The sequence below is a fragment of the Bacillus cabrialesii genome (assembly GCF_004124315.2).
GTDB classification, from domain to species: Bacteria; Bacillota; Bacilli; order Bacillales; family Bacillaceae; genus Bacillus; species Bacillus cabrialesii.
In genome coordinates, this window is sequence record NZ_CP096889.1 from 3,402,990 (window position 1) to 3,416,676 (window position 13,687).

At 46.7% G+C, this 13,687-nt stretch carries 12 protein-coding genes, 1 pseudogene and 1 other annotated feature; of the genes and pseudogenes, 3 read left to right on the top strand and 10 right to left on the bottom strand.

All coding sequences use genetic code 11. The annotated features are described in order from the left end of the window. Nucleotides 1-27 precede the first annotated feature (27 nt). Nucleotides 28-906 carry a LysR family transcriptional regulator gene (locus EFK13_RS17445; RefSeq protein WP_129507559.1) on the bottom strand — a complete coding sequence of 293 codons (879 nt, stop codon included), beginning with the start codon at nucleotides 904-906 and terminating at the stop codon, nucleotides 28-30. Nucleotides 907-1,005: 99 nt separating this feature from the next. On the opposite strand from EFK13_RS17445, the gene EFK13_RS17450 reads away from it, so the two are divergent. Continuing rightward, on the top strand, nucleotides 1,006-1,923 hold the full coding sequence (locus EFK13_RS17450; protein WP_129507558.1) for a DMT family transporter: 918 nt from the start codon (nucleotides 1,006-1,008) through the stop codon (nucleotides 1,921-1,923). A gap of 40 nt (nucleotides 1,924-1,963) precedes the next feature. Here the strand turns inward: EFK13_RS17450 and EFK13_RS17455 are convergent, their stop codons facing one another. The 9 genes and pseudogenes from EFK13_RS17455 to EFK13_RS17495 form a co-directional block, all read right to left on the bottom strand. Then, on the bottom strand, nucleotides 1,964-3,307 hold the full coding sequence (locus tag EFK13_RS17455; protein WP_129507557.1) for an amino acid permease: 1,344 nt from the start codon (nucleotides 3,305-3,307) through the stop codon (nucleotides 1,964-1,966). A gap of 71 nt (nucleotides 3,308-3,378) precedes the next feature. Beyond that, nucleotides 3,379-3,613, bottom strand: a binding site (T-box leader). A gap of 98 nt (nucleotides 3,614-3,711) precedes the next feature. Continuing rightward, nucleotides 3,712-4,746, bottom strand: a complete 1,035-nt coding sequence (locus EFK13_RS17460) for a glycosyl hydrolase family 18 protein (RefSeq protein WP_129507556.1) — start codon at nucleotides 4,744-4,746, stop codon at nucleotides 3,712-3,714. 107 nt (nucleotides 4,747-4,853) lie between these two features. Beyond that, nucleotides 4,854-5,576, bottom strand: coding sequence for a LutC/YkgG family protein (locus EFK13_RS17465; protein WP_129507555.1), 723 nt, complete (start codon nucleotides 5,574-5,576; stop codon nucleotides 4,854-4,856). Continuing rightward, nucleotides 5,576-7,015 (bottom strand): lactate utilization iron-sulfur protein LutB, encoded by a 1,440-nt coding sequence (lutB, locus tag EFK13_RS17470; RefSeq protein ID WP_129507554.1) that lies wholly within the window; start codon nucleotides 7,013-7,015, stop codon nucleotides 5,576-5,578. The genes EFK13_RS17465 and lutB overlap by 1 nt, the downstream gene beginning before the upstream one ends. A 26-nt stretch (nucleotides 7,016-7,041) precedes the next feature. Continuing rightward, on the bottom strand, nucleotides 7,042-7,758 hold the full coding sequence (gene lutA, locus EFK13_RS17475; protein ID WP_064816268.1) for a lactate utilization iron-sulfur protein LutA: 717 nt from the start codon (nucleotides 7,756-7,758) through the stop codon (nucleotides 7,042-7,044). Between the two features lie 188 nt (nucleotides 7,759-7,946). Continuing rightward, nucleotides 7,947-8,549 carry a two-component system response regulator YvfU gene (gene yvfU / locus EFK13_RS17480; protein ID WP_129507553.1) on the bottom strand — a complete coding sequence of 201 codons (603 nt, stop codon included), beginning with the start codon at nucleotides 8,547-8,549 and terminating at the stop codon, nucleotides 7,947-7,949. Nucleotides 8,550-8,565: 16 nt separating this feature from the next. After that, nucleotides 8,566-9,681, bottom strand: coding sequence for a sensor histidine kinase (locus EFK13_RS17485; RefSeq protein WP_129507552.1), 1,116 nt, complete (start codon nucleotides 9,679-9,681; stop codon nucleotides 8,566-8,568). A 3-nt stretch (nucleotides 9,682-9,684) separates the two neighbouring features. Continuing rightward, nucleotides 9,685-10,421: pseudogene (locus EFK13_RS17490) on the bottom strand (ABC transporter permease). After that, nucleotides 10,422-11,327 carry an ABC transporter ATP-binding protein gene (locus EFK13_RS17495; RefSeq protein WP_129507551.1) on the bottom strand — a complete coding sequence of 302 codons (906 nt, stop codon included), beginning with the start codon at nucleotides 11,325-11,327 and terminating at the stop codon, nucleotides 10,422-10,424. 283 nt (nucleotides 11,328-11,610) lie between these two features. Between EFK13_RS17495 and EFK13_RS17500 the strand changes: the two genes are divergently transcribed. Next, nucleotides 11,611-12,420 carry an alpha/beta fold hydrolase gene (locus EFK13_RS17500; protein WP_129507550.1) on the top strand — a complete coding sequence of 270 codons (810 nt, stop codon included), beginning with the start codon at nucleotides 11,611-11,613 and terminating at the stop codon, nucleotides 12,418-12,420. A 34-nt stretch (nucleotides 12,421-12,454) separates the two neighbouring features. Then, nucleotides 12,455-13,666: a phosphoserine phosphatase RsbP gene (gene rsbP, locus EFK13_RS17505; protein ID WP_129507549.1), complete on the top strand. Its 1,212-nt coding sequence runs from the start codon at nucleotides 12,455-12,457 to the stop codon at nucleotides 13,664-13,666. The last annotated feature ends 21 nt before the right edge of the window (nucleotides 13,667-13,687 follow it).

Here is a 13,687-nt window from a genome sequence, read left to right on the forward strand (position 1 = left end):
CAATATAAAACGAATGGTTTAATACCGTTATTCTGCCCCAAACAGCTCCTGCGCCATCTCAATAAAGAGCTTAGCCGCCAGAGAAGCCTCCTTCAGCGACGGAACAGCAAGCTGCACATCCCGATACACCTGCGGATCGAGATCCCGCGTCACCACATGCTCCGGCAGCGGCATGCCCGACATGGACATTTCTGATAAAATCGCCATCCCTAAGCCTTCTCTGATCATATTGATCGAGGTGTTCATGTTATAGACTGTGAAAGCGGCGTTCAGCGTAGCGCCCGCCTGCCTGAACATATCGTGAAAAGGTGATTCATAGCCGCCGTCACAGACGATCATCGGCTCATGATCGAGATCTTTCAACGTAATGGCTGAACGGCTGCAAAGCGGGTGATCGTCCCTGAGCACGACGGCCATTTTGTCTTTTTTCAGATGAATGTACTCCATCTCCTCTGTTGGATACAAAAGAATGCCGACATCTATCATTCGCGTGTGTAGCCACTCCTTGACTTCATTTACAGTTCCCTCGTGCAGCACGAGCTCCAGTTTCGGATATTTTTGTTTAAACTCACTGATCAGCTTCGGCATAAAATAAGCTGAGGCCGTTGAGAATGTGCCAATATGGATTGTTCCCAGTTCAAGGCCTTTTTCCGCGGCTGCGACTTGCTCAACTTTTTCAACGCCTTTTAATATTTCTCTGATGTGAACTAAAATCTTTTTTCCCGTATCCGTCAGCATCAGGCCATTGCGGCGGTCACGAATGATCAGCTTCACATCAAGCTCAGCTTCAATCGCAGAAATCGCATGGCTGACAGCCGGCTGTGTCATGTTCAGCGCCTGCCCCGCTTTTGTAAAGCTTCCCGTTTCAGCTATTTTTACGAAAACCCTTAATTGTGTAATGGTCATAACAATTTACTTATGCTCCTTATAAAAAAGATTCATTTTATTTATCTTACGTTCTACCGTATCATATGATGGAAAAGTTCTACAAGGAGTGATCGAAAAGTGAAACAGCTCTCAAAAACGCAGACAGCGCTCCTGCTCGCCTTTCTCGTCATCATGTGGGGCATCAATTGGCCGCTGTCGAAAGCAGCGCTCGCCTATTCGCCGCCATTGTTGTTCGCAGGCATCCGGACGCTGATCGGCGGGCTTTTATTAGTCATTGTCGCACTGTCACGCATTCATAAATTGCGCTTAAAAGAAACATGGCCGATTTATCTTGTTTCTGCACTTTTAAATATTACGTTATTCTATGGTCTGCAAACGATCGGGCTGAATTATCTTCCGGCCGGCTTGTTTTCCGCTATCGTCTTCTTTCAGCCGGTGCTGATGGGTGTGTTTTCTTGGCTGTGGCTTGGCGAATCGATGTTTGCGATGAAAGTGATCGGGCTTATCCTCGGTTTTGCGGGAGTAGCCGTCATTAGTGCCGCGGGCTTTGGCGGGCATATTTCTGTCATTGGGGTTCTGCTGGCCCTCGGCTCCGCACTCAGCTGGGCGTTCGGGACGGTATATATGAAAAAAACAGGGAGCCGCGTCGATTCCATTTGGATGGTCGCCTTGCAGCTGACGATCGGAAGCGTGTTTCTGCTGATATCCGGCTTTGGGACAGAAAGCTTTTCCGCGATCCAATGGACAGCTCCTTTTATCACGAGCCTGCTGTTCATCTCTGTATTCGTCATCGCGCTCGGCTGGCTTGTCTTTTTTACCCTTGTCGGTTCAGGAGAAGCAAGCAAGGTCGCATCATATACTTTTTTGATCCCGCTCATATCAATCGTGGCCAGCTCCATTTTCCTGCATGAACCGCTCACCTTAAGCCTCTTGGCGGGTCTGCTGCTGATTGTCACGAGCATCTGCCTCGTGAATTCGAAATCCAAAGCACAGAAAGCCGCGTCGATTGGTGTAAAGGAGAAGGCCGCACAATAAGAAAAACCCTCTTGCCGGATGTGACAAGAGGGTTTCTTATTTACTGATACTTGCGTCCTTTGACCAAATATGCAACTGTAATCAAAAGGTAGATCGCCGCAGTGATGAGCGTAATGACAATTGACGTTGTCATGATGACCCCGATCAGAATGGCGAGTAATGCCAGAACCGCAAACCATGTCGTGTACGGGAACCATTTTACATAATAAGCAGGTGTTTCAGTTTGCTCTTTTCTCGATTTCAAATGGGCGAATCCGATGATCAGCCAAATGAATAAAACGGTATATCCCAATGATCCCATTAAGTAATTAAACGTTTGGCTTCCTGCGAACAGAGAAATCAATACGCCAATATATAGAGAGGAAGTGCACATCAGAATCGCAAACATCGGTACGTTTTTCGATGAAAGCTTCGAAAAGATTTTCGGAAGTCTTCCGTCAGTTGCCTGTGTATATAAAATGCGTGATGATCCGTATAAACCTGAGTTCATCGAAGAAATGATCGCTAAAAGGATGACTGCATTCATGATATGATCCGCGCCCGGAATGCCAACCATTTTAAAGACCATCACGAAAGGACTTTCCGGAACGGAATTAACTTGATTCCACGGAATCAGGCTGACGATGATGAAAAACGGCAGCAGGTAGAACGCGACAATCCGTGTCAGTGTGCTGCGGACAGCTTTCGGGACAACCTTTTCCGGGTTCTTTGTTTCAGCAAGCGTCACACCGATAATTTCTGTACCGCCGTAAGAGTAAATGACGACAAGCATCGCCGTAATCAGCCCTGTGCCGCCGTGCGGGAAAAATCCGCCATGGTCTGTCAGGTTCGAAAACCCGGCAGCTGTATGATCACCGAATGATACAAATAAGAGCAATAATCCTAAAATAATAAAGACAATAATAACGGTAATCTTGATCATGGCCAGCCAATATTCAGTTTCGGCGAAAATTTTAACAGAAAGCAAATTCACAATCGTGACGACGAGAGAAATTCCCAATGCCAGCACCCAAATCGGGCAGCCCGGCAGCCAATATTGAATAAAGATCGCAGCTACAACAGCTTCAGCCGCAATGTTAAGCACCCACATTTTCCAGTATATCCAGTCCAAGAAATAAGCGGCGTAATTTCCCAACACCTGCTGGACAAGATCCCGGAAGGTTCTGGCGTTACGGTTGCGCACAGCCATTTCCGCGAGACCCTGCATAATAAACAGCAAAATAATTCCGCCGAGCAGGTAAGCGATAATGACAGATGGCCCTGCCACATCAATCGCTGAGCTGCTCCCTTTAAATAAACCTGCGCCGATTGCTCCGCCCAGCGCCATCATCATAATATGGCGGGACGTCATCGTGCGTTTTAACGTCTGATTGTCCTTTTTCATCCTCTTCTACCTCTCTCCTTCTCATTTTCAAGAACAAAAAAAGCCCGCCCTCTCCTATCTAATCTAATAGATAAAGAGACGACGAGCCTTCGGCTGACCGCGGTACCACTCTTGTTGATTCTCATGAAGAATCCTGCTTTTGACCTATAACGAAGGTTAGCCGTTAAAACATAGGGAATATTCATTCTATTCCGTTCCGTCTTACCACTCCCGGGCGAGTTCAAAGAAGAATCAGGCTGCGTCGCACCACCCCGCAACTCTCTGTTCTGATCACTTTCTTCTACTGCTCCCAATCTATGTGTTTTAGTTTTCTGAAAAACTCAAATTTTATGATCTGAATATATTAACATAATATACGTGCTTCTCATTTCCCTGTCAATAACTTCAGAGAAAAAAAGAAACTGTTATTTTGTCCCTTTTTGAATGGCTTTCCAAAAGGATTCTGACTCGTGTCCTAATGCGTAGACTGAGACACCCGCTATTTTATATTGCTTTGCCAGATGGCTTTTCGTTTGAACGGTTTTTTCGTTTTCATACCACACGACATGTTTATGTTTCTTTTTGTCAACGTAGGAAAATGTCATGGAACCTGATTTTTTGTTGAATGCCGGCTTTGCTTTCTGCTTTTTGATGAGAGATTTGAGTTCATTCCATTCTCTCGCTGCGCTGCCGTTTCCGTCTTTTACATCCCAGTCATAGCCGTACGCGGGAATTCCCATGATGACTTTATTGGCTTTGATCTTTTTGACTGAAAACTGCAGAGAGCTCTTGATCCAGCTTGTGCTTGCCACTGATCCCGGCTCGCCCCATATGCCGTGTTCGTCGTAAGTCATGACTTGTACGTAGTCGGCATATTTACCGATTTTCGCATAATCATACGGCCAGCTCCAGTCATCATTTTGATCATCGGCGCTTTTGGCGGGGACAGATACCATTGTTTTGATGTGTTTCTTTTTCAGAGCCTGTGAGACATCTTGAATGAAGCGTGAGTATTTGGATCGGTCTTCTGGATTTACTGCTTCAAAATCGATATTGATACCGTAGTATGAGTGCTTTTTGGCCAGTGCTATCAGCTGATCTGTGAATCGTTTTTTCGCTGTTTTATTACTCATGACTCGATTCGCTAAATCTCCGTCAAAATCGTAAATGGCGTCATTATAGTTTGAAATGACAGCCCATGTCTTGATTTTTTTCTTTTTCGCATATGTCAGCTGCTTCGTTGGGGCGTCGCCAATGACGTGTCCGTTTTTTTCAAACGCAAACGTATCTGTGGCGATTGAATTCATGTATGTATGATATTTCGAAAGAGAATTGTATGAGGCCGTATCCCCAGTCGTGTAGCCTAATGTCATGCCGGCTGCCTTCGCTTCTGTTTTTGTATACATAAACAGAACGATCGCAATCACCAGTGAAACAGCTATAATCAGCCATTTTTTCATCGCATTTCCTCCTTTTTTAAGTCATACTCTTCTCATCGGCCAAAGAATTGGAAGTTGAAGTTTTTTCAAGAAGAAAGCCCGGCAGCATATGCCGGGCTTTCTTCAGATCAGCGGTCAGAGACGAGAATATATGCGGCTTTTACAGGTCCGTGCACCCCGACGACCAAATCCATTTCAATGTCAGCTGAGTTGCTCGGTCCGGTAATGTAGTTGATGCATGAAGGAACAGTGACGCCGTCCGCAATCTTTTGGCGGATGATATCACTGGCTTGCGTCATTCTCGGCACGATGCTTGATTTCGGGACAATCGCAATGTAGGTCGTCGGCAAAAGGCTGACAGACCGGCCGATGTCTTTTGAGGAAAAGAGGACAACTGTCCCCGACTCTGCCAGTGTGATCTCGCTGAATGTAATCCCTACATTGGCTTGCTCCGCTTTTTCGATATTTTCTTTACCTTTGGCAGCATCCCACTCCCAGACCGGAGTTTCATCGTTCGGCCATTCCTTGGTGAGCAGGCTTTTTAGTCCGTATGCTTCAAAACGGGGGTCCTTCGGAATGATGACAGGGCCTCCTGAGAAGCGCCTGACTTGCTCGCGAAGAGCATCGTAAAGGCCGATTGAATCCGTTTCAATCAGCTCTGTATGGATTTTGACACAATGGTTTTTGAGCACTGTGACTAAGTCATCCGCTGAATATCCTTGAAGTGTTTGATATTGCGGCTGATGCGCCCACTCAGGGACTGCCACGCCTCCCGTTCTTCTGTCACGGCCCAGGCGTGATGCGACCCGATTTAAAAAGCTCTCCTGATTCTGAACGGTTCCCTTCGCCATCACTGCTCCTCCTTCGTGCGTTCACTTGTTTCTCTGTCTGTAAACCAGTCTCTGAACCTTGATTTATGCGGTGCCGGAAAGTCGCGGATCTGTGTCCAGCTTTTGAGCGGGCCCGGCCCTTTCGAAATTTTCTCGTCTTCTGTGAAAGGCGTCATGGCGGCTGGCGCCCATTTTGAGCCCATTTTATAAAGCGACAAAGAGGACGCGCCAAGTCCGAACGCTTTCATCGCAAGCTTTTCACTGATCGGCGCTCTGCCTTCTTTTTCGACGATGTTTTGGCGATGCTTGAGAAGCAGCTCATGAAGCGGAATTTTGACTGGACAGGCTTCCGAACAAGCCGCGCACAATGTAGAGGCGTACGGCAGTTCCTTAAAATCGTCATAACCGCCGAGCAGCGGCGATAAAACCGCTCCGATCGGCCCCGAATAGATGGAGCCGTATGAGTGTCCGCCGACATGGCGGTACACAGGGCAGACATTGATACAGGCGGCACAGCGGATGCATTGCAGCACAGACTGGAATTCCGTTCCGAGAATGCTGGACCGGCCATTGTCAACGATGACAAGATGGAATTCCTCCGGCCCGTCCACTTCCCCCTCCAGCTTCGGGCCTGTCAAAGCCGTAATATAACTTGTCAGCCGCTGTCCGACAGCGCTTCTTGTCAGCATGCTGACTAGCACTTCAAATTCAGAAAACGACGGGACGATCCGCTCCATTCCCATGACGGTGATTTGTGTTTTTGGCAAGGTGCTCACAAGCCGCCCGTTTCCTTCATTTGTCACAAGGCTGACTGAACCCGTGTCAGCGATGGCGAAGTTACAGCCGGTAATGCCGATATCCGCTTCCAGAAACTTTTCCCGCAGGATGGCGCGCGCATGCATGACAAGCTCTTCCGGTTTTTCTGTATGCTGATAATCCAGCCTTTCTTTAAACACATCGCGTATCTGCTCTTTATTTTTATGAAGGGCGGGCGCTACGATATGTGACGGCGGATCATGATCATCAATCTGCAAAATATACTCGCCGAGATCGGTTTCGACGACTTCACAGCCTTCCTTCTCCAGCACCTCATTCAGATTGATTTCCTCTGTGACCATAGATTTTGATTTTACGATTTTCTTCCCGTTCTTCTTTTGAATGACATCGCGAATATAAGAAGATGCCTCTTCCGATGTTTCCGCGAAGTAGACATGCCCGCCTCTTTTCGCCACATTTTCGGCAAGCTGGCCGAGATAGAAATCGAGGTTTTCAAGGACATGCTGCCTGATTTCCTCTGATAGCGAGCGCCACTCTTCCCAGTTTCCCAGCTCTTCGGCTGCTTCAAGGCGCCGTGTCCGCAGACGTTCCTGCGCACCTGAAACAGCGCCTCTCATAAATTCATTATCAATCCCCTGTGATACCCGCTCTTTAAAAGCGTCAGTACCGATTTTCATCGCCATGATTCTTTCCCCCTCTGAATCCAGTTTTATCTGCTATTGAGCACTTCGGCGATGTGCATCACTTTGACATTCTTGTCTTTTCGGTCAAGCCGTCCCCCGATATTCATCAAACAGCCGCAGTCAGCGCCGATCAGCACCTCTGCTCCCGTTTCCTCCACGCATGCGACTTTTTCATCGACCATCTGCTCAGAGATTTGTGCCATTTTGACGGAGAACGTTCCTCCGAATCCGCAGCAGTTATGTTTGCCCGGAAGCGCTGTGAACTCCAGGCCCTTCACATGGCTCAGAAGCTTCATCGGCTCCTCCCGAACCCCGAGCAGCCTTGTCATATGGCACGACGTATGTAAGGTCGCTTTTGTATGAAGGGTCGCGCCGACATCCTCTACCCCAAGGACGTTCACGATAAAATCCGTCAGTTCATACGTTTTATCCGCCAGCTTTTGCGCTTTATCGGCCCATTTCGGGTCATCCGCAAACAAGTGCGGATACTCCCTGAACATTGTCGTGCAGGAGCCGGAAGGACTGACGACATATTCGGAATCCTGAAACGTTTCAATCATTCGTTTCATTGCTTTTTTGGCGTCATTCACGTAACCGCTGTTGTAAGCCGGCTGGCCGCAGCAGATCTGCCCCTCCGGAAAATCAACCTCACACCCAAGCCGCTCCAGCAGCTCAACCGTTGCTTTTCCGACATTTGTTTGAAACATATCAACAAGACAAGTGACAAAAAGTGAGACTTTCATGATGAACCCCTCTCTCATCCCCAATATATGATCTGGTCATCTGATGACCTGAGTTAAAATAACTATATGAATATCGTACACTATTCTGACAATGGAAGGAAAGGGTTTTCTGGGGATAATTTCATTTGCGGGCATATCAAAAACACTCCTGATCTCCCAGGAGTGCCGCGGATGCTGAAAATATATTGTTAAATCCATCCCTTTCCCTCAGCAATGCTGGCGGCTTCTGTCCGATTTTTTGCATTGAGCTTTTGGATGATTTCTGATATATAGTTTCGAACTGTGCCCTGAGATAAATAGAGTTCCAGCGTAATATCTTTTGTTGTCTTGCCTAAAGCCGCCAGCCTCAGAATTTCTTGCTCTCTTACGGTGAGGGGATTTTTGTCTCGAATCATGTTAAACGTCAGCTCGGGGCTGAAAACTCGTTTTCCTTCAACACACTTTCGGATGGCAGCAGCCAGGTCGTCAATTTCGCCGTCTTTCAGCAGATAGCCATGTACGCCGGCTTTGACGGCGCGTTCAAAATAGCCGGGGCGGGCAAAAGTGGTTAAAATAATGACCTTGCTGCGGCAGCCTTTTTGCATTAATTCCTCTGCCACGTCAAGCCCGCTTCGAACCGGCATTTCAATGTCCATGATGCATACATCCGGCTCCAGCTTCAAAATGGCTTTCAGCGCCTCTTCCCCGTTTAATGCTTGTCCGATGACTGTCATATCCTCTTCTAAATCAAGCAGAGATCCCAAAGCGCCCAAAAGCATTCGCTGGTCCTCAGCAATCAACAGACGAATCATTCTTTTCGTCCTCCTATCATTCTGCTTTTTTAATAAGCGGAATCGTCAGTGTCACAACCGTTCCGTTATGAGCTGAAAGCGTTAATCCACCTTCAATGAGCATGAGCCGTTCTTCCATTCCACGCAGGCCATTCCCAAACGTTTTCTCCTTCGCCGCTCCCTTTCCGTCATCCCGTATCACAATCCTCATTTTGTCAGTAAACTGAGTAATGGTGATAGCGCAGTGGGTTGCATTGCTGTGCTTGATGATGTTGGTCACAGCTTCCCGCATACACATGCTGATAATGTTTTGCGTGACGGGTGATATCGCTGAAAAGTCATCGTCTCCTTCGTATTGAAAGGTAATGTTTCCCGTTTTTAATATGTGCTGTATGTTGGCAAGCTCCTCAGCCATCGTGACCGTTCTCATATCAGAAACCAGCTCACGAACTTGCTTGAGCGCAGCTCTCGAGCTTGTTTCCATTTCTTTTGCCTCAAGCCTGGTCCGCTCTGGATCAGATGTGGCCAGCCGCTGAATCAGCTGGCTTTTCAATGTAAGGAGCGACAGGGTATGGCCGAGGGTATCGTGAAGATCACGGGCGATTCGAACGCGCTCCTCCCTTTTGGAGAGTTCCTTTATCTGTTCGTTTGCTTGGTCAAGCTTCGTTTCAAGCTCTATTCTCCGAAACATAGAACGGATTCCGAATGGAGAAATGAGCATGATGACCTGAAATGGAAGAATAGAGAACAGCTCCCGAATGGAGACCGAATTCGCAAATAGTCGGTACAGACAAGGGAGCAGCAGCATGAAGAGTAAACCGCAGAAAGCACGGTTAAACTTCGTTTTCTCTCTGTAATAACCAACAAAGTTTGCCGGAAAAAAACCTAAGTACATATAGCTGATATCATAAAACAGACTGTATATCAAAATAACCGCCATTTGCACGATGAGCCAATACGTAAACGAGCTTCTGCCCAAGCTGCAGAACAACTGGCGATATGCCGCGACAAAAAGGACCAGCATGCCATATCCAATCACCTGTTTGATGCCTGATTCTTTCAATAAAGAGAGGAACGGCATAATGATGTACACCAGAAAGATATAAGGGAAAAACCCGAATTGCTTCGGGAAAATGGTTATTGCCTTTTTCATACATTACACCGCTTCTTGTTTTCTTCTCATATACTTAGATAGTAGCATGAAGAGTAGCAAATAAGCGATTAATACCAGGATATTTTTCCAATCCGGACTCCCGCCCCGGACAAGTTCCCACGCTCCGCTCCCGAAATGATAAGACGGAAGCCACCGGCCAATGTTCTGCATCATGTCCGGCATGACCTCAAACGGCATCCACATGCCTCCGCCCAAAGCCAGCAGCATGTAAAGCACATTACTGATTCCGGCCGCTGTTTCTACTTTTCTCATGAGGCCGATTAGTGTGCCTAACGCTAAAAACGGCAATGCGCCAAACAAAATCCACAGTCCGCTCATGATCCATTCAAACGGCGACAGGCAATGTCATTAATGATGGCGCCGAAAAGAAAAATGACGGTGATGGATAAAACGTGAATCACACTTTGGCCGATCATCTGAGCTGATAAATAAATATGATCCGAAAGAGGCGTAATGCGGATAAAGGCAGTCCAGCCTTGTGACCGTTCTTGAACCATACGGATGCCAAGCGTCATGATAGAGGAACCCATCACGCTGAAGACTGTCATCGACATTAAGTAATGGGCTTCCCATGCACGTTGGTCAGGGACATTGGTATTCACTACATTGGTAAAGAGATAATAAAAGGCAATCGGCATCATCAGCGACCAAAGCACAAAGTACTTATTCCTAAGCACCCTTTTCATTTCAGCTATGCTTTGCTTCTGCAGCATGTTCACTCACATCGCCTCCCTGTTTACGTCAGCCAGCCGGCGAAATGCCTCATCGAGCGTTCCGTGCTCAATTCGAATATCACGCGCTTGGATATTTTCTTGAAAGATCAGCGCTAACACTTTGTCTGTATTTGATGTTTGGATGATGGTTCTTTGATGCTTGTGGAACACTCGCTCTACTTCCGGGTGTCGAGACAGCTTTTCCAATGATTCATCTGAATGGAGCGTAAAGGAAACAGACTGTTTTTGAATCCTTGAGCGGAGTTGCATTGGCGAGCCGTCTGCCACAAGCCGTCCATCAGCAAAAAATAAGATTCGCTGTGCGGCATCATCTGCTTCCTGTAAATAATGAGTTGTAAAAATAATCGTTTTTCCTTGGTCCGCCAGTCCATGAATGGTCTGCCAGAATCGATGTCTTGATGATGTGTCCATTCCGACTGTCGGTTCATCGAATATAAGCAGCTCCGGGTTGCCCGCAAGAGCCAAAGCAAAGCTCAAACGGCGTTTTTGTCCGCCGGATAATTTTTCTGCTCTTGTTTTCAAATCTTCTTTTGTGAGGGCTGTTAACGAAACCAATTCCTTCATAGACAATGGTTTCGGATAATAACTTCGACAGAGCTCGAGGATTTCGTTCACCTTCAGGCCCGGCATGACACTTACTTCCTGCAGCATCACGCCTATTTTTTCGCGAACCTTTTGATCATGCGGAATCCGGTTTAATAGTTTGATTTCTCCCTGACTCGGTTTCAGCAATCCTAATAACATAGAGATGACGGTCGTCTTCCCTGCGCCATTCGGCCCGAGGATGGCTGCAATTTCTCCTTTTTTAATGCTGAAGCTGATGTTGTTTACAGCTGTTTTTTTCTGAAAGTGTTTTGTCACATTACTTACTGATACTGCCTCATTCATCACATGAGCACCTCCTGATCACTTACATTGATTGTAATTTGTTGGAGGAGCTGATATTAGTATGGGGTGTCATGATGACGGAGTGACAAATGTCATATTCTTTCTCACCGCAGGTGCCTAGGCAATCCATCCTCTGCATCTTCCAATTCATCCAGCACGGCTATGCCGGATGTCCTCTTTCTTTCAAACTGCTATTTACTTTCATAGAAAGACACACTCTTCAAAGCGTGAGTGTTATGATAGACTTATTGAACTTTATTTTACTTCCCGGCTGAAAGGAGCAATTATGGACGAAGCGATTTTGTCTCGAAATCATGTGAAGGTGAAAGGCAGCGGCAAAACATCTATCATTTTTGCACCTGGTTTTGGATGCGATCAAAGTGTTTGGAACGCCGTGGCGCCAGCCTTCGAAGAAGACCATCGAGTGATTTTATTTGATTATGTCGGTTCGGGACATTCAGATTTGCGCGCATATGACCAGAATCGTTACCGGACACTTGATGGCTATGCTCAAGATGTTCTTGATGTTTGTGAAGCTTTAGAGCTTGAAGAGACCGTGTTTGTGGGGCACTCTGTCGGAGCTGTGATTGGAATGCTGGCTTCCATCCGCCGCCCGGCGCTTTTTTCCCATCTGGTGATGGTTGGCCCTTCTCCTTGCTATTTGAATGATCCGCCTGAGTATTACGGAGGATTTGAAGAGGAGCAGCTCCTTGGTTTGCTGGAGATGATGGAGAAAAATTACATAGGCTGGGCAGCTGTATTTGCAGGAACTGTTCTGAATCAGCCTGATCGGCCTGAAATCAAGGAAGAGCTAGAAAGCCGTTTTTGTTCTACTGACCCTGTGATTGCCCGCCAATTCGCGAAAGCCGCGTTTTTTTCTGATCACCGGGAGGATCTTTCAAAGGTAACGGTTCCCTCTCTTATTCTCCAATGCGCAGATGATATCATCGCACCTGCAGCAGTAGGTGAATATATGCATAAGCACCTGCTTCATAGCGACCTGAGACAAATGGAGGCTCGCGGGCATTGCCCCCACATGAGCCATCCTGAAGAGACGATCCAGCTGATCGGCGATTATTTGAAAGTACACGTGTAATAGAGGAACGAAAGGGATAGAGGTGACCCTCTTAATGGACAAACAATTGAATGATGCACCATGCGGTTTCCTCACTTTGTCAGAAGAGGGTTTGATTTTAGCTGTCAACCGTACCTTGCTCAAGATTCTGAATGAAGAGCCAGAACAGGTTATTGGCCAGCATATAAATACAATTTTGACTGTTCCCGCACAGCTTTTTTACCAGCTCTATTTTGTTCCGCTTTTGAAGCTGGAGCATCACATCGAAGAAATGTACATTTCCTTGAAAACAAGAGATGGAGAAGAAATTCCCGTCCTTGTCAATGCTGTTGTAAAAGCTGATCGAGGAGCAACTGTCACCGAGTGTATTCTGATTCCGATGCGGAAGCGAAATGAATATGAAAATGAGCTGCTGAAGGCCAGAAACGCGGCACAGGAAGCTTTGCTTGCCAAACAGAAAGCCAATGCGGAGTTAGAAATTGCCTTAGGAACGCTGAAGGCAAAACAAGAAGAACTGCTTGAGATCAACAAACAAAATCAGCAATTTAAATTAAACACCAAAAGAGAGCTTGAGCTCGCAAGAAAGATTCAGGAAAACTCGTTGACTGAACCGATTGTAAACGATCAGATTCAGATTGACGCTTATTACAAAGCCTCCAGTGAGTTATCGGGTGATCTATACGGATTTTATCAAATCGATGAACATCGTTACGGCATTATTATTCTTGATGTGATGGGGCACGGGATTTCATCGGCTTTGATTACAATGTCTCTGCATCCATTGTTCCAGCGCCAGATCACGCAAGGCCTCAGTCCCGTCAAAGTCATGAAGGAATTAGACCGGCACCTTCACAGCTTGTTTCAAAATGATGAGGAAGCAAGACATTATTGCACTGGGGTTTATCTTGAGATTGATACAGTCAGGAAAAGAATGGATTATGTCAACGCAGGGCACCCGCCGGCATTATGGCAGGGCGCCGATGGAACCCAACATCCGCTGCACGCAACCGCGCCTCCGATCGGAATGTTTGAAGACACGGAGTTTCAATCAAGGAGCCTTCCATACACGGAGGGCGGAAGGCTCCTTCTGTATACGGATGGCGTGATGGACCCTACGGCTTCATGTTATTTATTTGATTTATTAAAGGATAATCCCGATTTGCCTATTGCTGGCCTGATGGAGAAAATCCTTACATCACTGCATCATCATAAGGAAGCCCATCATCAGAGTGATGACGAATGTTTTATAATAGTTGATGTGAAATAAAAAGATCCATGAGATGCTGCA